Source organism: Cellulophaga fucicola (genome assembly GCF_900119145.1).
Classification (GTDB): Bacteria; Bacteroidota; Bacteroidia; order Flavobacteriales; family Flavobacteriaceae; genus Cellulophaga; species Cellulophaga fucicola.
The window spans coordinates 910,838-935,301 of record NZ_FPIY01000002.1; the positions used below are offsets into that span (position 1 = coordinate 910,838).

General features: G+C 32.0%; 20 protein-coding genes. 5 read left to right on the top strand and 15 right to left on the bottom strand.

All coding sequences use genetic code 11. The features are described from left to right. The 7 genes from BT107_RS10410 to hemB all read right to left on the bottom strand — a co-directional run bounded on the left by BT107_RS10410 (window position 1) and on the right by hemB (window position 6,769). Window positions 1–885 carry a nuclear transport factor 2 family protein gene (locus tag BT107_RS10410; protein WP_084639210.1) on the bottom strand — a complete coding sequence of 295 codons (885 nt, stop codon included), beginning with the start codon at window positions 883–885 and terminating at the stop codon, window positions 1–3. Window positions 886–1,012: 127 nt separating this feature from the next. Further along, window positions 1,013–1,282 (bottom strand): CBU_0592 family membrane protein, encoded by a 270-nt coding sequence (locus BT107_RS10415; protein ID WP_072303712.1) that lies wholly within the window; start codon window positions 1,280–1,282, stop codon window positions 1,013–1,015. Window positions 1,283–1,396: 114 nt separating this feature from the next. Further along, the gene (locus BT107_RS10420) at window positions 1,397–2,266 is read right to left on the bottom strand and encodes a helix-turn-helix domain-containing protein (protein ID WP_072303713.1); all 870 of its coding nucleotides are present in this window, start codon (window positions 2,264–2,266) and stop codon (window positions 1,397–1,399) included. 85 nt (window positions 2,267–2,351) lie between these two features. Then, entirely contained in the window at window positions 2,352–3,260 is a 909-nt protein-coding gene (locus BT107_RS10425; RefSeq protein WP_072303714.1) for a sialate O-acetylesterase, read from the bottom strand. A 177-nt stretch (window positions 3,261–3,437) separates the two neighbouring features. Next, window positions 3,438–4,745 (bottom strand): short-chain dehydrogenase, encoded by a 1,308-nt coding sequence (locus BT107_RS10430; RefSeq protein WP_072303715.1) that lies wholly within the window; start codon window positions 4,743–4,745, stop codon window positions 3,438–3,440. An 81-nt stretch (window positions 4,746–4,826) separates the two neighbouring features. Further along, window positions 4,827–5,585 (bottom strand): hypothetical protein, encoded by a 759-nt coding sequence (locus BT107_RS10435; protein ID WP_072303716.1) that lies wholly within the window; start codon window positions 5,583–5,585, stop codon window positions 4,827–4,829. A 194-nt stretch (window positions 5,586–5,779) separates the two neighbouring features. Beyond that, entirely contained in the window at window positions 5,780–6,769 is a 990-nt protein-coding gene (hemB, locus tag BT107_RS10440) for a porphobilinogen synthase (protein ID WP_072303809.1), read from the bottom strand. Window positions 6,770–6,839: 70 nt separating this feature from the next. Here hemB and BT107_RS10445 point away from each other — a divergent pair, with 70 nt between their 5' ends. The 4 genes from BT107_RS10445 (at window position 6,840) to BT107_RS10460 (ending at window position 14,987) form a co-directional block, all read left to right on the top strand. Then, window positions 6,840–9,485 (top strand): DEAD/DEAH box helicase family protein, encoded by a 2,646-nt coding sequence (locus BT107_RS10445; protein WP_072303810.1) that lies wholly within the window; start codon window positions 6,840–6,842, stop codon window positions 9,483–9,485. Between the two features lie 105 nt (window positions 9,486–9,590). Further along, the gene (locus BT107_RS10450) at window positions 9,591–10,472 is read left to right on the top strand and encodes an ABC transporter ATP-binding protein (protein WP_072303717.1); all 882 of its coding nucleotides are present in this window, start codon (window positions 9,591–9,593) and stop codon (window positions 10,470–10,472) included. Window positions 10,473–10,474: 2 nt separating this feature from the next. Next, window positions 10,475–14,080, top strand: coding sequence for a M1 family aminopeptidase (locus BT107_RS10455; RefSeq protein ID WP_072303718.1), 3,606 nt, complete (start codon window positions 10,475–10,477; stop codon window positions 14,078–14,080). Between the two features lie 328 nt (window positions 14,081–14,408). After that, on the top strand, window positions 14,409–14,987 hold the full coding sequence (locus BT107_RS10460) for a fasciclin domain-containing protein (protein WP_072303719.1): 579 nt from the start codon (window positions 14,409–14,411) through the stop codon (window positions 14,985–14,987). Window positions 14,988–15,069: 82 nt separating this feature from the next. Here the strand turns inward: BT107_RS10460 and hemF are convergent, their stop codons facing one another. The 7 genes from hemF to hemA form a co-directional block, all read right to left on the bottom strand. Next, a complete protein-coding gene (gene hemF, locus BT107_RS10465) occupies window positions 15,070–15,972 on the bottom strand; it encodes an oxygen-dependent coproporphyrinogen oxidase (RefSeq protein WP_072303720.1) in 903 nt (300 codons plus the stop codon). Window positions 15,973–15,974: 2 nt separating this feature from the next. Continuing rightward, a complete protein-coding gene (gene nhaA, locus BT107_RS10470) occupies window positions 15,975–17,264 on the bottom strand; it encodes a Na+/H+ antiporter NhaA (RefSeq protein ID WP_072303721.1) in 1,290 nt (429 codons plus the stop codon). 3 nt (window positions 17,265–17,267) lie between these two features. Then, complete coding sequence (locus BT107_RS10475) at window positions 17,268–18,023, bottom strand: EI24 domain-containing protein (protein WP_072303722.1); 756 nt, start codon at window positions 18,021–18,023, stop codon at window positions 17,268–17,270. Window positions 18,024–18,049: 26 nt separating this feature from the next. Beyond that, window positions 18,050–18,538 (bottom strand): DUF6973 domain-containing protein, encoded by a 489-nt coding sequence (locus BT107_RS10480; RefSeq protein ID WP_425291840.1) that lies wholly within the window; start codon window positions 18,536–18,538, stop codon window positions 18,050–18,052. After that, the gene (gene hemE / locus BT107_RS10485) at window positions 18,538–19,566 is read right to left on the bottom strand and encodes a uroporphyrinogen decarboxylase (RefSeq protein ID WP_072303724.1); all 1,029 of its coding nucleotides are present in this window, start codon (window positions 19,564–19,566) and stop codon (window positions 18,538–18,540) included. Before hemE ends, BT107_RS10480 begins: the two co-directional genes overlap by 1 nt. Window positions 19,567–19,681: 115 nt before the next feature. Continuing rightward, on the bottom strand, window positions 19,682–21,259 hold the full coding sequence (gene hemC, locus BT107_RS10490) for a hydroxymethylbilane synthase (RefSeq protein WP_072303725.1): 1,578 nt from the start codon (window positions 21,257–21,259) through the stop codon (window positions 19,682–19,684). Further along, window positions 21,256–22,515 carry a glutamyl-tRNA reductase gene (gene hemA / locus BT107_RS10495; protein ID WP_072303726.1) on the bottom strand — a complete coding sequence of 420 codons (1,260 nt, stop codon included), beginning with the start codon at window positions 22,513–22,515 and terminating at the stop codon, window positions 21,256–21,258. Before hemA ends, hemC begins: the two co-directional genes overlap by 4 nt. Before the next feature lie 206 nt (window positions 22,516–22,721). Between hemA and BT107_RS10500 the strand changes: the two genes are divergently transcribed. Next, window positions 22,722–23,612, top strand: a complete 891-nt coding sequence (locus BT107_RS10500; protein ID WP_072303727.1) for an AraC family transcriptional regulator — start codon at window positions 22,722–22,724, stop codon at window positions 23,610–23,612. Window positions 23,613–23,621: 9 nt separating this feature from the next. On the opposite strand, the gene BT107_RS10505 is transcribed toward BT107_RS10500, so the two are convergent. After that, the gene (locus BT107_RS10505) at window positions 23,622–24,464 is read right to left on the bottom strand and encodes an N-acetylmuramoyl-L-alanine amidase-like domain-containing protein (RefSeq protein ID WP_072303728.1); all 843 of its coding nucleotides are present in this window, start codon (window positions 24,462–24,464) and stop codon (window positions 23,622–23,624) included.

A 24,464-nucleotide genomic window follows, 5' to 3' on the forward strand; every position in this document is an offset into this window, starting at 1 on the left:
TTACTTAGGGAAGTTGAATTTGCCGTTTTGGTTTTTCCAGTTTTCTTTAGGTGCTATTTTTTCAACAACATCCCAGTGTTCTGCTATTTTGCCGTTTTCTATTCTAAACAAATCATAAAAAGAGTTATGATCTTCACCAAAATGACCTTCACTAACTGCCAATACAAAATTACCTTCTCCTAATACTGTGTGTATTCTATCATACTTCATAAAAATACCTTGTTTAGCCAATGCTTCTAAGGTTGCCCCTAAACCAGAAAGCTGGTCAGGAATATTTGGATTATGTTGTATGTAATTGTCACCGTCAAAATACGCTGATATTTTGCTCATATCGCCGTTTACCAAAATATCGGTAACAAAATTCTTTACAACTTCTTTATTCGCTTTAGTTTTATCTAAGTCAGCAATTTTAGTTGCACCATCTATCATTGTATGTCCGCTTGGATTTGACTTTCCTGTATTTACTTGTAAATTATCCCAATGCTCTACAATTAGACCATCTTCAAATCTAAAAATATCAAAACCAATTTTAGGGCCAAAAAACTCATATTCTGTTTGTGTAAAAACAAAATCTCCATCTGTAAAAGCACGTACTGTATTTACTTTAGCAGAATTAGCAGGCAAAGCTTGTAATAAATCTCCAAAACCAGCCAAACCATCTGCAACACCTAAATTATGTTGTATATATTTAGTTGGGTTAATGTATGCTACTGGTTCTTGAGCACCTGTTTCAATGCTTTTTAAGACCGCTAAGGTTTTTTCTTGATTAGAGACATCCATCGTTTTTTTTCCTTTTTCAGATTCTGAATTAGTTGTTTTAGTTGTTTTACATGCTGTCGCTACAATTGCCAACACCATAGTTGCTGTAAGTATAGAATTTTTCATAATTATTTTTATTTTGATGCAAAGGTGTTACAACTAAAAAAATATATGATGATACAAAAAATCCATAGTATGGTAATTTTCAGCTAACAGTAATTAACTAACACACAGAGCACTAATCAAAAACAACTTACATCTTAAATTTAGGTTTAACAAAATAACGTTCTCGCTTTTTTGTTTTGTATATGGTTAAAGTTGCCATAACAGACCAAATTAAATTAGAAACAAAAGATGGAATTGCATTGTAATAATAACAGTTTATGGCTATTAAAAGTGCTCCAAAAAGGTTTAAGTACTTAGCATAGTTAACGTACTTATTATTTTCTATAAGGGTAATCCCGTAAGCAAGGATTAAAAAGCCAGAACCTGACCAACCTAATACATCTATTAACAATTTCATTTCTTCAAATTTGTTTCTTTTATTGGGGTTAAACTAAGAAGCAAATTTGCGCTAAGACAATTAATTTATTATGATAAAAAAGCAGCTTAAAATGGTACTTTTGCGCCCTAAAAACTAGTTGCCAAACTTATTTCTAAATTCTATTGGTGTAATTGCTTGATGTTTTTTAAAGTACTTCACAAAATTAGTAGGCTCCTCAAAACCAAGTGTATACCCTATTTCCTTTACACTATCTAGAGTATGTACCAATAAACGCTTAGCCTCTAAGATAACTCTAGCATCTATCATTTGTTTTGGAGTAATATCCATTACTTTTAATGTTGCAGCATTTAAACGTTTTTGGGTAACGCTTAATTGCTCTGTATATTTAGCTACAGATTTTTGCAAATGAAACTGTTTGTCTAAAAGATCTCTAAATTTAATTACGCAGTCTAAATCTGGTCCTTTATTTATAATAGCACTATTTTGAGTTTGTCTTTCTCTTTCTGATATTAGCAGTAAATTTTTGAGCTGATTTCTAAGAATATCTGACTGATAATTATCTACATCGTTCTCTAATTCTGTCTGCATCAATTTAAAAAAGTTATCAAAAATAGATTTCAATTCTTTAATTTCTATGGTAGATATAGAATACAGATCGTTAAAAAGCATACTACTTCTTAAAAACTTTGTGTCCTCTTCTGTTTTACAAAAAAAATTGTCGGTAAATAATAGTACTTCGCCATCTATAGGTTCATTCTGATCAAAACACTGAACACTATTTTTATCTACAAATAAAATTGAGTTTGGTTTAATGTCTATAGGGTTAAAATCTACCATATGCCTAGGCTTCCCCTTTTTAAACCATATAATTTGATAGAAATCTGTTCTATGTGGTACAATTAAATCGTCAAAGAAGTTAGTATACAATTCACCAAGGTTCACAAGCTCAAACTCGTGCGGCAAACCCTCTTTAAAACCGTATTTTTGTATGTCTGATGCCACCTACCCCTGTATTAATCTAAAAAACCAAAAGTATGTTATTTTTTTAGATTACCGTATTAGATAGAAAAAACAAAGGTTTTAAATTTTATTCTTCTTTTAATGAAAGCATTTTAAGTGCATATCTTTTCCCCAGCTCTCTTACTCCTGCAGAATTAAAATGCACACTATCTTTCCTTACTTCGCAGCCCTTAGAAGATACTACGTAAGCAGTTGCTATAGTCTCTGGTAATTTATCTACAATAGCATTCATACTTGCACACTTACCACCCTGCTCCTCATGTACCATTTCACCCGCAAGCAAAGGGACATTTTTAGCATCTAAAGAAAGTTCCGTTAACATATTAGTGTAGATCGCTTTTACATAAGTTGGCCAATTTTCATCACCCGTATTACTTTCTCCTTGATGCAGAAGAATACCTTTTATAACACCTCTTTTTTGGGCTTGTTTTGCTAGTTGTATTAAATGCTGGTAAGGATTGCCTCCGTAAGCCTTAATTTTATCTGCAAACCAAGCTTCCTTATAAATATCGTCATAATCTGCATAAATATCTTTATCAAACAATCTAATGTCAGACCCACCAACAGCTACATTTATCACCCCTACACTAATACTATCTGGCAAATTCTTAATCATTATTTTTCCAAAATAATCTGCAGGAGAAAGTCCTGTATAGCATTGCGTAAGTGGAGGTACAGCCGTAAACCATTCCCCTTTTTTTCTTTTAAGATTATCGCAATCTAAAGATTGCAATACTTTAAAACGGCTGTCTCCATTTAAATCTTGTGGTTCTATTGTTGCAGATCCTTCCATATTAGATTGTCCAAAACATAAATAAATATGAAAATTTGGATCAAAATCTGGAGCAGTATTTTCTTTTGTAAGTTCTTCTGTCTTTTCTGAATTTAAAGTACTTGTTTTAGCAGGTAATAATACTTTAGAAGATGTAAGTATAAATGCAGCTAAAGAAATGTATTTTAAAAATGTAAGTTTCATTCTTTCATTGTTTTAAATGCAGATAATCTCTATTACCAACCAACAACGAAAATAAAAATTTTAACATATAGAATATTGTTAAATTATGTCATATATTGGTACTTTCATGAAAAGAAATGTCCAAAACAGACTTACAAAGTTGTTTTGGACATTTTATATTAAAAACACTACTGTAACTTAATCTAACAAGCCCTTTGTTTTATCCCAAAGTCCTTCTCCTTGTTTCATTAGTTCATCTCCTGCTTTTTCTAAGTTTTCTGAGCTAGTATATTTATTGTAGTTTTCTATAAAGCTTTTAAAATTATCTACAGTAGCAAACATTTCTTTAGTATACGGCACGTTTTGCTCCTCCATTATTTTTTGCCAATCTATTTCTGCTAAAAGAGACAGCATATACTTTGTAGTTATTTTACCTAAAAAATATTTATCGTAAAAACCGTTTAACACTTTACCGGACTCTCTATTTTTTACATATTCTATAGATTCATCTATCCTTTCTTTTTCATCTGAAGAAAGTAAATCACTCGTTTTCAATTTTTTTAAAGCAGCAATTGCTTTATCGTTTTTCTCTTTTTTAAGATACAAATAAGACTCTACAGACCATATAACCTCGTTATCCAATCCTATCTTTTTAGAATCTTCTAAAAAGACTTCAAAATCTTCTAAAGCACGTTCCTCATCAATATCACGCTCCATCATTAACCTATTACAACCTCTAAATAGATAATTTAAAGAATGGAGTCCAGTATACGTTTCTTCATTACTTAAGTTACCCCATTGAAACATTAGCCTTGTTAATGGTAAGTCTATACCTTCATTAGCGTTTAGCCAATCTATATTTCTAGATATTTCATCTTCTGATAAATAATGTAATTTTTTTTCGAAAAACACAAAACCTCTAAAATACTGTAAAAGTGTTTTTATTTCTGAATCTGGAAGTAACTCTGGTTTAGTTTTAAAGCACTCATATAAAGACACGTCTTTACCAATATCTCTACTTAATACTACAATTGCACTTAAAACGGAATGTTCAATATTTTGCAGGTAATCTTTAGCTATTCCTTTTGGTACATTAATTTTATGTCCAGATGACGTAGCATCTGCAGCAATAAATACTTCTAACAAGGTTGGAAAATCATCTTCATCTGCCTCTTTTATAAAATCTTTCATTTTATTATAATCTCTGTAAATAGAAATATAATCCAATACAGACAAACCTTCTGACCCCTCTACATTATGTTCAGAAATTGTATTAAAGATCTTGGTTAAATCGGACTTAAACTCTGTAAATTCAGGAGAAATAGAATCTTCTGCAACAGAAGCCCTAATTATAATTTTAGCAAATTTATAAGACAAAACCTTATCAGATTCCATACTCTCGGCAAGTATTTCTTTGTCTATAGCCAACAACTCTTCATCTGTTTTTTCGCCGCCAAAGCAACTATTAAATAGTATTACAATTAATAGTAGTAATATTTTTTTCATAGATAAATAAATAAGATTGCTATTGTAAAGCGTAAAATTAAAATAATAGTTCATATAATTTCACCCTGTTAAACGGGATTTTTAAGAGTTACCTTTTCTAAGAATATCAGATAATTGTGTAATACCCATAATATTAGTGATCTCGCCTTCTTTTAAAACAAAAAGGTCTTCGCATAAAACTTCTTCTTGATATTTTTCAGACACTATAGCATATGCGTGAAGATTCATAAAGTGTTTAATATATTTTTTGTCAAGTAAATTAGAGCATACAAAAATGAGCCCTTTTCTTGGTATAGAAACCAGAAGTTCGGTAGAATTTAGCATTTTATGAGCTTCTAGCATGTGTTTTTTACTCAATATTTTTTCACTAGCAAGGACCGAAATAGGAGTCGAAAGAACATCATATTCTATTGTCTTATCTGAAAAGTCCCAAAACTCAAAAGGCAATTCTAAATTATCTAAATTCTTTAGGCCATGCTCTTCAAATTTTAGATAATCATCCTCATCTTTATTGCTAGTTTTTAAATGAAAAAGATCTACCTCATCTTTACCATCTATCTTATTTTTATCCATCATAATAAAAGCTTGGACTATTGGCGCGTAAATATCTTCTGTTTCATGAAATACAGCAGCAAGCTCATTTACCAAGTCTAATTCTTTTGTTCTTTTAGAAACCAAATAAGGGTAAATAGTAGTAAAATCCATTTCGTCTCCCTCAATAACCATTTCACCTACAATTGGTTTTACAACAGGTTTTACAGCATTCTCTACTGGTTTCTTGCTTAAATTTGTAGGCTCTGCAGGACCTAGACCTAAAATATTTCTTAAAAACTGTATCATATATATTATTAAATGAGAATATTAAACAGGACTAATATATATATTTTAATCAGAGTTATATAGTACGCATCTATTTCCGAAAGGTCTTAACCTTTTTTCGTTATAAAATTGGGTATTTTGATGTGTTAATAGAAAAAGCCTGCTAAAAAATGTATTATACTTTTTAGCAGGCTTTTATTATCTGTATCTAAATTTTATCCTAAAATACGAATTGCATCTTTAGCAAAGTAACTTGCAATAATATTTGCTCCTGCTCTTTTAATTGCAGTAAGTTGTTCCATAACCACTGCATCATGGTCTAACCATCCTTTTTCTGCTGCTGCTTTTACCATTGCATACTCGCCACTAACTTGGTAAACCGCCACTGGCACGTCTACTTCGTTTTTAATTTCGCGTACAATATCTAAGTAACAAAGTCCTGGTTTTATCATTACAATATCTGCACCTTCGTCTATATCCATTTCCGTTTCTCTAATTGCTTCAAAACGGTTTGCATAATCCATTTGGTATGTTCTTTTATCCTTAGGTATGTCTTTTACATCTACTGGTGCAGAATCTAAAGCATCTCTAAAAGGACCATAAAAAGCAGAGGCATATTTAGCACTGTAACTCATAATACCGGTGTTATGGAAACCATCATCTTCCAAAGCTTCACGTATGCTTAAAATACGGCCATCCATCATATCACTAGGCGCAACAAAATCTGCTCCAGCTTCTGCATGGGAAACACTCATTTCGGTAAGTACCTCAACAGATTCATCGTTTAAAACCAATCCGTTTTCTATAATACCATCGTGACCATAAGAAGAGTAAGGATCCAAAGCAACATCTGTCATAACCAACATTCCTGGACATGCATTTTTTACTGTTTTAACAGCGCGTTGCATTAATCCTTCTGGATTTAGAGCTTCTGTACCTTTATTATCTTTTAAATTATCTGGAACTTTTGCAAAAAGTAAAACAGACTTTAAGCCCATTTTCCAAAGTTCTTTTACTTCTTTCTCTAACAGGTCTAAACTGTACCTAAAGTAATTTGGCATAGACGGTATTTCGTCTTTTACACCTTTACCTTCTACCACAAAAAGTGGCACTAAAAAATCATCTGGAGATATAATGGTTTCACGAACCATAGAACGGATTACCTCATTACTACGTAATCTTCTGTTTCTAATAATTGGATACATAATTTTGTTTACTTTAGTAGAGTCAAAGTTACTTAATATCAACCAAAAATCAAGAAACCACAGCCTTCATTTGAGTACTATTAACAACATTTTACAATTTAAGTTTACTTGGCGTACTTATCAGAAAAAATTCTTAGATAATTTTGATACACACATAAGCGACAAACATTTGCATGTGGTTGCGCCTCCTGGTTCTGGAAAAACCATTTTAGGGTTAGAAATGATAAAACGGGTAAACCAAACTACATTGGTATTATCACCTTCTTTAACCATTAGAAATCAATGGAAAGACAGAATGCAAAGCTTTTTTCTTGAAGATAAATTATACACCAATTACTCTTTAAATATAAAAAAACCAAAGCAAATTACCTTTGCCACTTACCAAGCTTTACACGCTTTGCATAAAGGTTTTAAAAAAGAAGAAAACCAAGAAACCTTAGTAAATTTTATAAAGAAAAATAACATAAAAACTATTGTTTTAGATGAAGCCCATCACCTAAAAAACGAATGGTGGAAATGTTTGTTTGAAATTAAAAAGGCAGAAGATATTACGGTAATATCACTTACTGCCACACCACCTTATGATAGCGAACCTAGTGAGGTAAAAAAGTATTTTGATTTATGCGGACCAATAGATGATGAGATTGTGGTTCCGGATTTAGTTAAAAACGGAGATTTATGTCCACACCAAGATTATGTACATTTTTCTAAACCAGATGAAGATCAAATAAAATATATTCTTACCTATCGTGAAAACATTTTAAAATTTATAAATACACTTGTAGATGATACTGAGTTTGCCAACATTTTACAAGAGCACCCATATTACAAAAACACAGAAGAAGAGCTAGAGAATATTTACAGCAAACCACTGTATTACTCTTCTTTATTAATATTTTTAAATGCAACAAAAGTAGTTGTCCCAAAAGAAAAAATAGCTGTTTTAGGTTTTGATGATGACAAAATTGAATTCCCAAATTTAAACTACAACTGGTTACAAGTTTTATTACAAGGAGTACTTGTTGTGCAACGAGAATTGCTTTTACCTTTTGAAGAAAAGCTACACAACATTGAAAGAGATTTACGTAAAATTGGCGCTTTTAATAAAAAGCGTGTAGATTTTGTTGGTGCAGAAGATTTATATAGAACATTAGCAAATAGCCCTAGTAAATTAAAAAGTATAAATGCTATTATTACTGCTGAAAGTGATAATTTAAAAGACGATTTAAGAGCTGTTATTTTAACAGATTTTATACGAAAAGAGTTTCTTTATTTTGATGGTTCTAAACTTGAAGAATTAAACAAATTAGGTGTTGTATCTATTTTTCAGTACTTACGAACCCAAAGCACTCACAAAGAACAACTAGGTGTTTTAACAGGTTCTATTGTAATTCTACACAAGAATGCTATTATCAACCTAAAAAAAATAGTAAACGAAACAGAATTTACAGCAACACCTCTAGAGGTAGATACCGATTTTGTTATTATAACATCGTTTACAAAAGGTAAAAACACAGTGGTTTCTGCCGTAACAACACTTTTTGAAAATGGAGCAATTAAAGTGCTTATTGGTACAAAAGCATTACTTGGCGAGGGCTGGGATGCACCTGCAATTAACACCTTAGTATTGGCGTCTTATGTTGGCTCGTTTGTATCGTCTAACCAAATGAGAGGTAGAGCAATTAGAACTCAGCTTGGTAATACAAACAAAACAGGTAACATTTGGCACTTAGCGTGTATAGACCCAACAGACCCTGAAGGTGGTAAAGATCTAGAAAAACTAACCCGTAGATTTAATGCTTTTATAGGTGTTGCTTTAAAAGGAGAACCCTACATTGTTAATGGTTTAGACAGACTAGGTTTGCCTTTACAGTTTTCTGCAGAAATAGACTTAGACTCCATAAATAAGGATACTTTTTCTATTGCTACTCAAAGAAACTTAATTTCTAAAAGGTGGAAAAAAGCAATTGGCAAAGGAGCTGTCTACATTAGAGAATTAAAAATTTTATATCCTTATAAAGAACCATATACTAGGCAAAAAAAACTACGAAGTGTAAATGCTAGTAAATACCTTTTATTAGAAGTACTTGTTGGTACATTTGCCTTAATACCAGAGTTTATACTTAAAAACTTAGGAATTTTATTAAGTAAAGGAATAATACAGTTTGTATCGTTGTTTTTTGGAGCAGTATTTCTTGGTTTTGTACCTAGAGCATACAAAGCGCTAAAGCTTTACTTTTTGTTTGGAAACACAGAACGCAAGACAAAAAAAATTGCCGAGACTGTATTACACTCTTTAATTGCATTGCATAAAATTACAACACCTTTAGGCAAAGTTAAACTAGAAACAGAACAGTACTCAACTGGTGTTTTTGCCTGTTATATAACTGGTGCTACAACTAACGAAAGTTCTTTGTTTATTACTGCATTAGAAGAAATTATAGCACCAGTAGACAATCCTAAATATGTAATAGACGATAGCTCTTGGTTAAAAAGAAAATGGAATCTACGTACCTACTATGTTGTTCCTGCAATTTTTGCCAAACGTAAGACAGAGGCTGAAAAATTTCATTTCTATTGGAAAAAATTCGTTGGCAATTCTACCTTAGTATACACTAGAACCAAACACGGCAGAAAACAATTGGTTAAAGCTAGGCTAGCACATATTATCTACCAGTTTAAAGATGCATCTAAAAAAGCTACAACCTGGAGATGATTAAAAAATAGTAAGACATTTCTTAATTTAATTATTCTAAAGTGTAACAAATTAACAATTCTAGTTACTAACTAATCAATATCAATAAAACTTAAAAAAATACATATGCTATCTATTAAAGACCTTAACAAAACGTATCCTAACGGAACAAAAGCGTTAAACAATGTAAATTTAGAAATTAGCAAAGGTATGTTTGGTCTTTTAGGTCCAAATGGTGCTGGTAAATCTAGTTTAATGAGAACCATTGCTACTTTACAATTAGCAGATAGCGGTAGTATAGAATTTAATGGCACAGATGTATTTAGAGAACCTGAAGAGTTGCGTAAAGTATTAGGTTACTTACCACAAGATTTTGGTGTATACCCTAAGGTTTCTGCAGAAATGATGCTAAATCATATTGCAAAAATAAAAGGAATACAAAATAGTGGCGAGCGCAAAGCATATGTTGCCGACTTGTTAAACAAGGTAAACTTATACAAGTTTAGAAAAAGAAATTTAGGTGATTATTCTGGTGGTATGCGCCAACGTTTTGGTATTGCACAAGCACTAATTGGTAATCCAAAATTAATAATTGTAGATGAGCCAACAGCTGGTTTAGATCCGTTAGAGCGTAACCGTTTTCATAATTTACTAAGTGAATTAGGAGAAGATGCGGTAGTTATTTTATCTACACATATAGTAGACGATGTTATTAACCTATGTACAAATATGGCTGTTTTTAACGAGGGTCAGGTACTAGTACAAGGACACCCTATGGAGCTTACCAACTCTTTAAATGGCAAAGTTTTTAGAAAAAGTATTAAAAAAGAAGAAATTGCCGCTTTTGAGGCAAGTCACACTGTACTATCTTCTTATTTACGAGGCGGAAACCTAAACATAAATGTGTACGCAGATAGCAACCCTGGTGATGGTTTTGAAGTTATAAACAACACCCTTGAAGATTTTTACTTCTACAGTATTAACCAAAAGGCTAAACAAACTGTGTAATTATGAAAGAGATATTTTTATTTGAACTAAAATACAGGTTACGCAGACCCGTAACATACATTTACATTTTTCTGTTGTTTATAATTCCATTGCTAATTTCAGTTTTTCAGGATTCTGGAACAGCACAGTTTACCAATAGTCCTAACGCAATTGCCGGCGTACTGGGTAGCTTAAGTATATTAGGGTTGTTTTTCTACGCTGCAATAATGGGCGTACCTGTATACAGAGATGAAGAACACAAAACAGCACAAACCTACTTTACGTTTCCTATAACAGAGAAAAATTATATTTTAGGTCGTTTTTTAGGTAGTTTCACTATTGTAACCATAATGAACATTGGTGCTGTACTTGGTGCTATAATTGGTTTTACTATTGGCGCAATGCTAAACAGGCCAGATTATGGCACGTATACAGGTTTTGATTTTACAGCATACTTTCTTCCTTTTATATTTTACCTTACGCTTAATTCACTTTTTATTGGCGCATTATTCTTTAGTTTAATGACGTTTTTTAAAAGAATGTCTATTTTATATTTAGGAGGAATCTTAATATTCATCTTAAGCAACATAGCTGGCACTTTGTTGGGCGACTTAGATAGCCAATGGCTAAGTATTTATTTAGATCCGTTTGGTTCTCAGGCATATCAATTTATTAAAAAATATTGGTCTATAAACGAGGTTAATACCTTGTATTTACCAATGTATGGTGAGTTTTTACTAAACCGTGTTATGTGGTTTGCTATTAGCATTGGTATTTTTGTATTTACACTATTTAAATTTTCATACCCAAGTTTTTTAATTCCTAAAAAAGCTAAAAAATTAAAAGAAGATAGCATAGCACCACAAAGTGCAGTTGCAATAGAAAACATAAAACAAGTATTTACTAAAAAAGCCAATTGGGGTAACTTATGGTCTTTAAGTAAAATTGAATTTTTATCTATTGTTAAAGAGAATGCTTTTAGAATTCTTATTCTAGTTGGTATTATTTTCTCTGTATTTATAGCTACGCAATCTACCCAGACATATGGCACTCCATCTTTACCAATAACTCGTTTTATGGTACAAGAGCTAAGTTCTGGCTTATTGGTATTTTCTATAATTATACTTGTTATTTATGCAGGTGAAGCTGTACACAGAACAAGAAGTAATAAAACTTTTGAGTTTTATGATGCATTGCCAGTAACCAACGCAACCCTATACATTTCTAAAATTATATCTTTAGTTGGTGTAGCGGTACTACTTACAATAATTACCATAGTCGTAGGTATGTTATACCAAACATATAATGGGTATTTTAATTATGAGGTAGGAATGTATCTTACATTTAATTTCGCCAATATATTTCCTGCGTACATAACAACGGTACTACTTGCCTTTTTTATTCACGTACTAGCAAATAATAAATTCTTAGGTCACTTTTTAGTTATTGTAATTTCTTTAGGTTTACCTATTTTAATAACACTAGTTTTTAAAGTTAACAACCCATTATTTATATATGGCGGTGTACCTAGTAGTTTTTTAAGTGATTTAAATGGCTTTGGGCATTACTTAAATGGCGGATTTTGGTTAAATCTATATTGGGTTTTATTTAGCTGTATTTTAGCTATAGTCGGCTATGTTTTCTGGAGCAGAGGATTTTATTCTTCCTTTAAAGAAAGATTTCGCTTGGCTATTTCTCGTTTTAAAGGAAAAACAATAGTTGCTTTTTTAGTCTTTACTATTGCATTTATAGCAGTTGGCGCTTACAGTTATTATAACTTAAAAATCTTAAACAGCATAGAAAGCGCGGATTACAGCAATAAAAATGCTGCAGATGCAGAAAAAAAATACATAAAATATTTAAACAAACCACATATACAGATTGTAGATCTTAAGGCTAAAGTAGATATTTACCCAGAAGAAAGAGACGTTTATGCAGAAGGTAATTTTACTGCTGTCAATAACTTTGACACCGCAATAGACACACTTTTAATGGAGGTTAAATTTGGTGTTGCAGATACTAAAATAACAAAGGTTGTTTACAACGGTAAAGAACTACAACCATTTTTAAAAGACAGTATTTACAGGCTATTTATATACAAGTTGTCAGAGCCTTTACAACCAAAGGATACTGCTTCTTTAGTTATAAATACTAGAGCTATTACTAAGGGGTTTTCTAACGGATTAGAGACAAATGTATTAAATAACGGTACATTTTTTAGAGATGATATATTCCCTTCTTTTCATTATGAAATTGCTTTAAACGATAATGGTACTCGTAAAAAGTATGATTTAGAAGAAATGGATTATTTACTGTCGCCTAGAACAGATAGCATTGCTTTACGTAAAAACCTTTTTAATGAAGATGCAAACTACATGAACTTTGAGGCTACCGTAAGTACCTCTAAAGGGCAAATAGCCATTGCACCTGGTAAGCTTGTTAAAAAGTGGGATAAAGACAATAGAAGCTATTTTACTTATAAATTAGGAGAAAAAACAGATTATTTCTTCAATTTTGCTTCCGCTGCCTATGACGTTAAAAAAGACTCGTGGACTGCTCCAAGCGGTAAAAAAGTTGTTATAGAAGTTTATCATTCTCCTAAGCACAAAAGAAATTTAGAGCATTTTATAAATGGCATAAAAGTATCCTTAGATTACAACTCTAAAAACTTTTATGAGTATCCGTATTCTATTATTAGAATTGTAGAATTCCCTGCATACTCCACTTTTGCCCAATCTTTTGCTACAACAATACCTTATTCTGAAGATTTTGGTTTTGTGGCAGATTTTTCAAAAGCTGAAGATTTTAATTATGCCTTTAGAGTAACGTCTCATGAGGTTGCGCACCAATGGTGGGGACATATTGTAACACCAAGTAAAACATCTGGTGCTAATATTATTTCTGAAACCTTAGCAGAGTATGTATCATTAATGACAATGAAAAATGAGTACGGAGAAAACGGAATAAAATCGTTCTTAAAAAACTCATTAGATGAGTATTTAAGAAGCAGACAATTTAGTTTTAAACCAGAGCGCTCTTTACTTAATGTAGAGACTGGTCAGCATATTTGGTACCGTAAAGGTTCTATGGTTATGTACGAGCTGCAAGATGTTATTGGTGAAAACAAGATTAATAGTGCATTAAAACAATTTTTAAACGAGTACAAGTATTTTAACAAAGGTGTTTATGCAACATCAGAGAATTTATATGATGCTATTTACGCTGTTACGCCAGACTCTTTAAAGTATAAGGTTACAGATGGTTTTAAAGAAATTGTTTTATACGAAAACAAAGTAGTAGATGCTAAAACTAAAAAATTAGACAACGGAAAATGGGAAACTACTTTTACTGTAAACTCTTCTAAAATTTATTATGATGATAAAGGAAAAGAAAGAGAAACTGATACTAAAAAGAACTTAGTTGACATAGGACTTTTTGGACCTGATATTAAAAATGAAGAGAATGTAACCCTTAAAGATCCATACTATTTTGAATTAAAATGGTTAGCTCCTGGTGACAATACATTTACAATTGTTACAAATAAAAAACCTGAAAAAGCAGGTATAGATCCGTACAACAAATTAATAGACCGTAAGTCTAGTGACAACTTAAAAGAAGTGTTAGAATAAACAAAACACACACTTTCACAACTATTAAAACGCTCCTTTTGGGGCGTTTTTGTCTTTGCGAACTCTTTAAATCAACAAACCATTTGGTTTGTTACGTGCTAAACAATAGCTACAAACAGTATAAAATAGTCCCTTTTAGCCCTAAAACTGGGTAATATATCTACCAAAAAGTTTGAAGCACCATGAAAAGGATTAAATAAACTAAGTAGTCTGTTTTTCAATTTTAAGAACCATAAACATATCATTCTAAAAAAAAGTAACTTTTTTAAAACCCTCTTTTATTTTTTGCCGTAGGTAAGGTCGTAATCAAATATTAAAACACACAAAAATGAAATTATCTAAATTATTAAAATCGACTTCACTAGCTATTGTACTTTTAATTGGAGCAAATACATTTGCTCAAGATAAAATGATGAAAGCTGAAACTAAAATGGTTGGTGGCGCAGAAATGTACCCAACAAAAGATATTGTATCTAATGCGGTAAATTCTAAAGACCACACAACACTTGTTGCTGCTGTTAAAGCAGCAGATTTAGTAGAAACTTTACAAGGAGAAGGTCCTTTTACTGTTTTTGCACCAACAAATATGGCTTTTGAAAAATTACCAGAAGGTACTGTTGTCACTTTATTAAAACCAGAGAATAAAGCAACATTACAAAAGGTACTTACTTACCACGTTATTGCCGGTAAACATTCTGCTGCAGATATAATGAAAGCAATAAAAATGGGTAATGGAAAAGCAGAATTTACTACTGTTGCTGGTGAAAAATTAACTGCAATGGTTACGAAAGGAAAAGTACAATTAAAAGATGTTGCTGGTACTATCTCTACAGTTACCATTGAAGATGTAAACCAGTCTAACGGTGTTATACACGTAGTAGACACTGTAGTCTTACCAATGAAATAGTTTTTTATTAGATTGATTGTTTCCCAAATGTAAAAAGGTGTCTAAAATTATATTAGACACCTTTTTCTTTGTTATTCTTATTCTAAACCCACTCTTTAGGTGTTTTTAAAACCTGAAGTAATTTTTCTTCTTCACTACCTTCCTCTGGGGTATGATCATAAACCCATTGTACGTGCGGAGGCAAACTCATTAAAATACTCTCTATACGTCCGTTTGTTCTAAGTCCAAACAATGTTCCTTTATCGTGTACCAAGTTAAACTCAACATAACGACCACGTCTAATTTCTTGCCAATCTCTTTGCTCTTTAGTATACGGTAAATTTTTCCTCTTTTCTACAATAGGCACATAGCACTCTAAAAAGCTATTTCCTACCTCGGTTACATAATTGTACCAATCTTGCATAGACATAGCGTCAGTAGCCTTACAATAGTCAAAAAACAAACCACCAATACCACGCGCCTCATTTCTATGCGCATTCCAAAAGTATTCATCACAACGCGCTTTATATTTTGGATAGAAATCTGCGTTGTGTTTATCGCAAGCGGTTTTACATACATTATGAAAATGAGATGCATCTTCGTTAAACAAATAGTAAGGCGTTAAATCTTGTCCGCCACCAAACCATTGGTCTACAATGTTACCTTCTTTATCATACATTTCAAAATAACGCCAATTAGCGTGTACTGTTGGCACCATCGGATTTTTAGGATGCAGAACTAAACTTAATCCGCAGGCAAAAAAATTAGCATCTTTTACACCAAAGTATTTTTGCATACTTTCTGGTAATTCGCCATGTACACCAGAAATATTAACTCCTCCTTTTTCAAAAACAGCACCATTTTCAATAACTCTAGTTCTACCACCACCGCCTTCTGGACGCTCCCAAATATCTTCTTTAAATGTAGCCACCCCATCTACAGCCGCTAATTTATTAGATATGGTATCTTGTAATTCTTGTATGTATTTATAAAACTTATCTTTCATTATTACTTTTTAAATCTTAAAATAAGGTAGCCAATAATTGCCGCAATGATAGAACCTATTAAAATCCCAATTTTAGCTGAATCTATATACTTAGGACTGTCTGCAAAAGCTAAACTTGCAATAAAAATTGCCATTGTAAAACCTATACCAGCTAAAAACGATACTCCAATAATTTGTTGGTTACTAATATCTGAAGGAACATCTATCAATTTAATCTTTTTAGCAATAAAAATAATTAAACTTATCCCTATACTTTTACCCAACACTAAACAAATACCTATGTTTACTATTAATGCTGTTTCCAAGTCCAAGCCACTACTTAAAACAACCCCAGAGTTAGCAAAAGCAAACAAAGGTATTATAAGATAAGCGACCCAATTATGTAATTTATGCTCCAAATTTTGCAATGGAGATTGGTATTTGTCTGTCCATTCTCCCAAATCATCAATCTCACTTATCTGACCTTTTAATAAAATTGGCTTTTTAGAAACAGATGCTTTTTTAATATTGTTTGTAATCTCCACTAGGTTATCTACAAATTCTGGAGTAGTTATCTTTTGACGAATTGGAACCGAAAATGCCAATAAAATACCAGCCAATGTAGGGTGTATTCCAGATTTTAAGAATAATGTCCAAATAATTATACCTAAGAAAATTAAAATAAAATTAGAATAATAGCCTAAATAAGAAATTAGGTATAATGCTACTAAAAGCAAAAGCGCTATTCCCAATAACATTAGCTGTATGTTGCTACTATAAAATAATGCAATAACCAAAACAGCACCTAAATCATCTACAATTGCAAATGCAGTTAAAAATACTTTAAGGCTTAAAGGCACTCTGTTGCCTAGAACTTTTAAAAGCGCTAAAGAGAAAGCAATATCAGTTGCCATGGGAATTCCCCATCCCTTAGTGGTTTCTGGATTATCATTTAAAACAAAATAAAATAAAACAGGAATAATAATACCTCCTAATGCACCTAATAAAGGGAATGCTACTTTCTTTAAAGAATTTAGCTCACCAATAAGAAATTCTCGCTTAATTTCTAAACCAATTAATAAGAAAAAGATCGCCATTAAACCATCATTTATCCATAGTAAAAGAGGTTTGTTCAACTTAAAATCCTCAGTTACAAAACCAATTTTATAGTCCCAAAGAGACTGGTAGCTTTCTGAAAAAGGAGAGTTTGCCAAAACTAAGGCTAATATTGTTGCAAGCAGCAGTAATATACCACTAGAGCTTTCGATTTTTACAAATTTTTGAATAGGAGTTAGTATTATTTTTTTTACCATAAATTATTGTGATTTGTTTATTGTTTTCGGATTCAAAACTTCTACCGTTTTTACCGTAGCAGCGGTTACGGACAGTGGTAAAACTAGAATTATACCAAGTAACGGAATAAACAAAAATAACATAAAAATTATACCATTGCCAATTGCTAAGCCTCTATTTTGCTTAACAAAACGAATACTTTCTTTATATTTTAAATGACGCTCTAAAGTATAGTCCATATTACCAAAACCTGCGTAATATGCTTGCATTAAAAATAATAAGATTGTAGACACTACACCTACAACAGGGATAAAACCAAGAAGTATAATTGGGATGGTAAATAAAATTTCTTTAACTAAGTTTCTAACGTTTATACGTACACCACGCCATAATTGCTCACTAAAAGATGTGTCTGTATGACTATGAGCAGGAACGCCCGTTAAGTGTGCTTCTATTTTTTCTGAAACCGGACTCATAAATGGTGCAGAAAGTGCCATTACAATGTGTTTATACAACAGCAAACCTATTACAATAATTGCTGTTGCTCCTATAAAACTAGAAACTGTAGTAAACACCTCTTTTCCCCAGTCCCAAACCCAAATCTGAGCTATAAAAGCACCTATATTATCTGACAAACCATAAGCTAAAAAACCAATAATTGCTGCCGTTACAAGGCTAATTAAAATAGGAACAAAAAAATATTTCCAAAGTTTTAACTTAGAAATTAAAGCAAAGCTACCTCCATAGGCTTTAATTCCTTTTAGTATATTTTTTAACATATAGTATTCATTTTTAGTTTCTAAAACTAAGATACGATATACACCATATTTGCAGGGTAAATTTTAATGTCTTTTTCTGTACTAATTTTCTCTGCGACTTTACTTTTATTTAAAATAAAAGCTACTAATTCTTCTTCAGGTTTGTTGACATAATTAAAGAAGTATAATCTGCCTACAGCATTATTTTGTAGATCCATTTGCTCATCCAACTCATTGTTATTTGTAACCTTTTCATATAAATCGGTTACTTTTTGAGCCCAAAACACACTTTTTTGCTTGTTTTTAGTTCTTTTAAGGGTGTAACTACATAAAAGAGCATTCCATACTGCGTGTCTAAACGCATTACCTTTATTACTTTTACTATGCTCACCTGGATAGTAGGTATTGCAAAGCATAAATGTTTGTTTCGTTGCTTTTATACTAGGAAACAGCAATAATGGGTTTCTTAAAAACAGCAAAGACAGTTTAAAAAACTGTCTTATGCTTAAACTTTGTATTCTGGTCCAGACTTTCACTAGTTTGCTTTGTACTCTTTTACAGCATCTATAAATGCCTTAGCATTCTCTAGTGGTATGTTTGGTAAAATACCGTGACCAAGATTTACTATGTATTTATCTTTACCAAATTCGTTAATCATTTGGTGTACCATTTTTTTAATATCTGCTGGCGGAGACAATAACCTTGACGGATCAAAATTACCTTGTAATGTAATGTTACCTCCTGTTAAGTAGCGTGCGTTACGCGCAGAACACGTCCAATCTACTCCTAAAGCAGCAGCTCCAGATTTTGCCATTTCATCTAAAGCAAACCAACAACCTTTACCAAAAGCAATTACAGGAGCCTCATCTTTTAAAGCGTCTATAATTTGCTGCATATATTGCCAAGAAAATTCTTGATAATCTGTTGGTGATAACATACCTCCCCAAGAATCGAATACTTGAACAGCATTAACACCAGCCTTAACTTTCTCTTTTAAATAAGCAATTGTAGTATCTGTAATTTTTTGTAATAATTGGTGAGCGGCAACTGGGTTTGTAAAACAAAATTCTTTTGCTTTATCAAATGTTTTACTACCTTGACCTTGTACACAATAACATAATATTGTCCAAGGAGAACCCGCAAAACCAATTAAAGGAATATCATCATTTAACTTCTCTTTTGTCATTTTAATAGCATCCATAACATAGCCTAACGTGCTATTTATATCTGGTACTATAACCGATTCTAAATCTTTAGAAGTACGAATAGGATTTGGTAAATAAGGACCAAAGTTTGGTTTCATCTCTACCTCAATATTCATAGCCTGTGGAATAACTAAAATATCAGAAAATAAAATAGCAGCATCCATACCGTACCTACGTATAGGTTGTACTGTTATTTCTGATGCCAATTCTGGAGTCTGACAACGCGTAAAGAAATCGTATTTCTTCTTGATTTCCATAAACTCAGGTAAATATCTACCCGCCTGACGCATCATCCAAACTGGTGGTCTATCTACAGTTTCTCCTTTTAAAGCTCTTAAAAATAAATCGTTTTTTATCATAACTGGGTATTAGCTACTAGCGTTTGTCCTTAGACTTATGCTTTTTTAATCTTATATCTATTATAGTCTATATCATCTTACAACACCTAAAAGGCTAACTGTAAAGAGCTATAATCTATTTATAATGTTCGTTTACTAAATCTATAACACTTTCTACTGTTGGCAATTTTGCTACTCTAACATCTGAAAACTTTTTTCTAGCTTCAACTGCTGTAGTATCTCCTATACAAAATGCAATAACGTTTGGTTTATTCTCTAACAAGAAGCTTTCTACTCCAGACGGACTATAAAATAAAACAGACTCTATAGTATCGTCTAATTTTTTAGTATCAAATTTTGTTTGGTAGGCTTCAACCTCGTTTATTGTTATGTTATTTTTTTCTAGTATAGCTGGTAAATCATCTAATCTTAAATTACTAGCAAAATACGTTACTTCTTTAGTCTCTAAATTATCAACCAAATAATGAGCTAATTCCTTTGCTGTTTTTTCAAAATGAACAACCGGACCTATATTGTTTTTTATAAAACGTCTCGTTTTACGACCAACACAGTAAATATTCTTGAATTGTAATTCTGATCCAGGAAAATTTGTAACAATAGATTCTACTGCATTTTTGCTGGTGATAATTACATTTTCGATCTCCTTTTTAAAGATACGAGGTGGCAATCTATTAGGACTTACCTTAATAAAATCTTTACTTTCTACTGTAATACCTTTTGTAAATCTATCTTTTTGGTCGTTGGTAAGTAGTTTTGTAGAAAAAACAGAAGTTTTCTTTTCTTCACTATGCAAACCTTCCATAATGTATTTACCACCACGATCTAAAACAAACTCTGCAACAGTAGCAGCTAAATCTTGATGCTTCCCTAGTTTTACAACTCTATCCGTCTCAATCTTTTTAGATCCATCAGGACTTAAAAGTATTACTCTAAAAACTACTTGCTCACTTTTTATGTAAGCTAAAGCACCTATTGGAGCTGTACAACCACCTTCTAATTTATTTAAAAATGTACGTTCTATTGTTGTACAAATTTCTGTTTCTTCATGGTTAATTTCTGCACAAATAGCCAAAATATCTTCGTCTATTTCTCTAGCAGCAACCATTATTGCACCTTGCCCTGGAGCAGGTACCATCCAATCTAAATTTACAGCTTCTTCTGGCCTTAACTCTAAACGTCCAATACCAGCAGCAGCAAAAATAGCACCGTGCCAAGTTTCACTTTCTTCTAGTTTTTGTAAACGTGTGTTTATATTACCGCGTATATCCTCTACAGTGTGTGTTGGGTAACGGTTTAACCATTGTGCTTTACGGCGTAAACTACTAGTAGCAATAACACCATCACGAGCACCTAAAAATTCTTCGTTATTCTTATAAACTAAAGTATCTCTTACATTACCACGTTCTAAAACAGCAGCCTGTACAATACCTTTTGGCAAAACAGTTGGCACATCTTTTAAAGAATGCACAGCAATATCTACATCACCGTTTAACATAGCTATGTCTAAGGTTCTTGTAAAAATACCGGTAATTCCTAGTTCGTAAAGTGGTTTATCTAGTTCTAGATCTCCTGCAGATTTAACAGCAACTATTTTTGCTTTGTGACCTAATTTTTCTAGTTCAGATTTTACTCTGTTTGCCTGATACAATGCAAGTTCACTATCTCTGGTACCAATGCGTATTATTTTGCTCATTTTGTCGTATTCACTTCTAATTGAAAAACTTTCTGTATTAAGTCTAGACTATTGTTAGCGTCTGTGTTTTCATCTTTTAAATGATTTGCAAACTGCTTAGTAATTTTCTGAATAATACGATCCGTTATAATATCTGCCTCTTCTAAGTTAAAGTTAGCAGCCTTTTTGCTATGAAAATCTAGCTCTTCTTCTTTTATGGTATTTAGCTTTTGCTTTAATGCTTTTATTACGGGAGCAAATTTTCTGGTTTCTAACCATTTTATAAACTCGCCTTTAATTTCATCATTAATAGCCTCTGCTTGCGGAATAAACTGCTTTCTTTTTTCTAATGTTTCATCCGTCATTTGTGATAAATGATCTAAATGAATAAGCGATACATTATCTAACTCATCTACACTTTCTGCAACATTTTTAGGAATAGAAAGATCTAATATTAAAAGTGGCTTTTTGGTATAGATTAGCTCTTTAGAGATTGTAGGTTGCGCTGCACCTGTTGCAACAATTAACACATCTGTATTTCTAATCTCTGCTTGTAAATCTCCATAGTCCTTAACAACCAAATTAAACTTGCCAGCAACTTTCTCTGCCTTGTCTTTGGTTCTATTTATTAAGGTTATGTGTGAGTTTTGAGTATGTTTTATTAAGTTTTCGCAGGTATTACGACCTATTTTACCCGTTCCAAAAAGTAAAATATTTTTCTCAGAAATATTAGGTACATTTTTTATAATGTACTGCACAGATGCAAAAGCAACAGATGTTGCTCCGCTAGATATTTCTGTTTCGTTTTTTATACGCTTGCTTGCTTGTATAACAGCATTACATAAACGCTCTATAAAAGGGTTTGCTAAATTGTGCTTTTTAGAACGAACAAAACTTTGTTTAAGCTGACTTATAATTTCAAAATCGCCAAGAATTTGACTATCTAAACCTGTACCAACTTTAAACAAATGACTAATAGCATCGTTGTTTTTGTATACATAAGCTACGTCTTGAAATTCTTCTACGGTTCCCAATGCATTATCACACAACAATTTTATTAATTGAAATGGGTGTTTTGCAAAACCGTGTAATTCTGTTCTGTTACATGTAGAGGTAACCAACAAACCATCTATGCCTTCTTCAACTGCCTCTACTAGCAATGCATTCATTGCTTTTTCATCTAAACTAAATTTACCTCTTACAACTGCATCTGCCTTTTCGTAATTAAGACCTATGGTGTAAAAGGAGCTATGTTTAGAAATATGATAATTCTTCATCGGGAATTTTTCAAATCGGTTACAAAAATAATTCTAGCATTACAATAAAAGTAACGCTAGAAGAACAATAAGTATCGATTACCGCTTTTTAACCTCATATTCACACTAAAAAGAAGCTAATTACCTATATTTGTTGACTTAAGATTGATAATTGATTTTCTATTTAGAACCTTTCTAAATAGAAAGAAACTGTAACAACTTTTAAAATGGAAGCAAAAAATACCGCTAAAGGTTCTTTTGAAGAAGTACTTATTGAAGATGGTTTTTATGTACTTAAAATACAAAACGATAGTATTGAAAATCAAAAAGTTGAACGGGAAATAGACAGTTCATTTGTACAGTTTCATTACTGCCTAAAAGGCAACGGAAAGTTTATTTTTAATGACAGTAGCTATGCTCTAGAAGTATCTGAAGAAAATTCGCTTTTATTATACAATACACAAAAAGATTTACCACTAAATCTAGAGTTAAGTCCTAATTCTTGGATGGTATCTGTGGTAATGACTATACGTAAGTTTCATTCTTTGTTTTCTAAAGAAGCAGAGTATATTCCGTTTTTAAGCTCGGACTTTAAAGACAAAAAATACTACTCGCAAGAAAACGTAAATCCGGCTACTGCAATAGTTTTAAGTCAGATTATGAACTACAATCTACATTCTTCTATAAAAAATCTCTATATAAAAGCGAAAGTTTACGAGCTTATAGCCTTGTATTTTAATAAGAGTGAAGATGCAGACGTAGAACAATGTCCGTTTTTAGTTGATGAAGACAATGTAAAACGAATTAGAAAAGCAAAAGAAATTATTATTGCAAGAATGGCAGAACCACCAACTTTAACAGAACTATCTGAAGAAATTGGTTTATCCTTAAAAAAGCTAAAAGAAGGTTTTAAACAAATCTATGGCGATTCAGTCTACAGTTTTTTGTTTGAACATAAAATGGATTACGCACGTAAAATGCTAGAAACTGGCCAGCATAATGTAAACGAAGTTGGCTTAAAAGTAGGTTACAGCACCGCAAGTCATTTTATTGCCGCCTTTAAAAAGAAATACGGAACAACTCCTAAAAAGTACTTAATGTCTTTAACTAATGGGTAAGTAAGGTTATTACAACGGCCTAGCGACCATAATACCGATATTACTTTTTATCTTTTTAAGGTAATCTACTAATGGTAGTTTTGTAATCTCTACTTGCATAGATCCGGTAGAAGCATGTAACATATGTATACGCCCATCTTTGGCACGTATAGCAATACCCGTATGTGTAACGTCTAAACCTTTTATAGATGTTGCTAACGCAATAATATCTCCAGATTGTATTAAGTGCTCATTAGCTGCAATATCTTCTTGTGACAATACACAAAACTCATTTTCTTTAAGCGCTGTTTCTGTTTTTAGTATGGTATTGTAATTTGCATCATCTTTTAAAAACGGGTACAAATCTCTATGTGTACCCATAAAATTGATTTCCTTTTTTACAATTTTACCTCCAATTTCACCGGTCATATTTTTTACCAAACCTTTAGCTTGGTTATTAGAAATCCATTCTGTAAAATAATGCAATCTAGAGCCATAACCATTTAATTGTCCGTCTCTATACCTAATCTCTTCTAATGCATTTGCAAAAGAAGTAAAGTCTAAACTATCTGCTCTAGAAATTAAACCAAAAGCAAGTACATTTTCTACAAAAGTGGTACAGTCTAAACCATGTAAATTTACAACCAAGGATTCTTTTTCTCCTACTTCTAATGTTTTAGCAACGTAAGGAATTTTTAAAAAAGTTTTACCTATTGAAATTAAAGAATCTCCAAAATTAACCGATTGCGGCAACAAACTTATTTCTTTAGATTTTTTATGAAACGCAGTTGCATCTTCTGGAGAGCACGTAATGTTTTGTGCAAAAGTTATAGTAACAAATAAGAGGCTAAAAAGAAGGAAGAGTTGTTTCAT

Coding starts and splice junctions, on each gene's coding strand:
- BT107_RS10410 (WP_084639210.1), bottom strand. CDS start 885: ATGAAAAATTCTATACTTACAGCAACTATGGTGTTGGCAATTGTAGCG.
- BT107_RS10415 (WP_072303712.1), bottom strand. CDS start 1,282: ATGAAATTGTTAATAGATGTATTAGGTTGGTCAGGTTCTGGCTTTTTA.
- BT107_RS10425 (WP_072303714.1), bottom strand. CDS start 3,260: ATGAAACTTACATTTTTAAAATACATTTCTTTAGCTGCATTTATACTT.
- BT107_RS10430 (WP_072303715.1), bottom strand. CDS start 4,745: ATGAAAAAAATATTACTACTATTAATTGTAATACTATTTAATAGTTGC.
- BT107_RS10435 (WP_072303716.1), bottom strand. CDS start 5,585: ATGATACAGTTTTTAAGAAATATTTTAGGTCTAGGTCCTGCAGAGCCT.
- hemB (WP_072303809.1), bottom strand. CDS start 6,769: ATGTATCCAATTATTAGAAACAGAAGATTACGTAGTAATGAGGTAATC.
- BT107_RS10450 (WP_072303717.1), top strand. CDS start 9,591: ATGCTATCTATTAAAGACCTTAACAAAACGTATCCTAACGGAACAAAA.
- BT107_RS10455 (WP_072303718.1), top strand. CDS start 10,475: ATGAAAGAGATATTTTTATTTGAACTAAAATACAGGTTACGCAGACCC.
- BT107_RS10460 (WP_072303719.1), top strand. CDS start 14,409: ATGAAATTATCTAAATTATTAAAATCGACTTCACTAGCTATTGTACTT.
- hemF (WP_072303720.1), bottom strand. CDS start 15,972: ATGAAAGATAAGTTTTATAAATACATACAAGAATTACAAGATACCATA.
- nhaA (WP_072303721.1), bottom strand. CDS start 17,264: ATGGTAAAAAAAATAATACTAACTCCTATTCAAAAATTTGTAAAAATC.
- BT107_RS10475 (WP_072303722.1), bottom strand. CDS start 18,023: ATGTTAAAAAATATACTAAAAGGAATTAAAGCCTATGGAGGTAGCTTT.
- hemE (WP_072303724.1), bottom strand. CDS start 19,566: ATGATAAAAAACGATTTATTTTTAAGAGCTTTAAAAGGAGAAACTGTA.
- hemC (WP_072303725.1), bottom strand. CDS start 21,259: ATGAGCAAAATAATACGCATTGGTACCAGAGATAGTGAACTTGCATTG.
- hemA (WP_072303726.1), bottom strand. CDS start 22,515: ATGAAGAATTATCATATTTCTAAACATAGCTCCTTTTACACCATAGGT.
- BT107_RS10500 (WP_072303727.1), top strand. CDS start 22,722: ATGGAAGCAAAAAATACCGCTAAAGGTTCTTTTGAAGAAGTACTTATT.
- BT107_RS10505 (WP_072303728.1), bottom strand. CDS start 24,464: ATGAAACAACTCTTCCTTCTTTTTAGCCTCTTATTTGTTACTATAACT.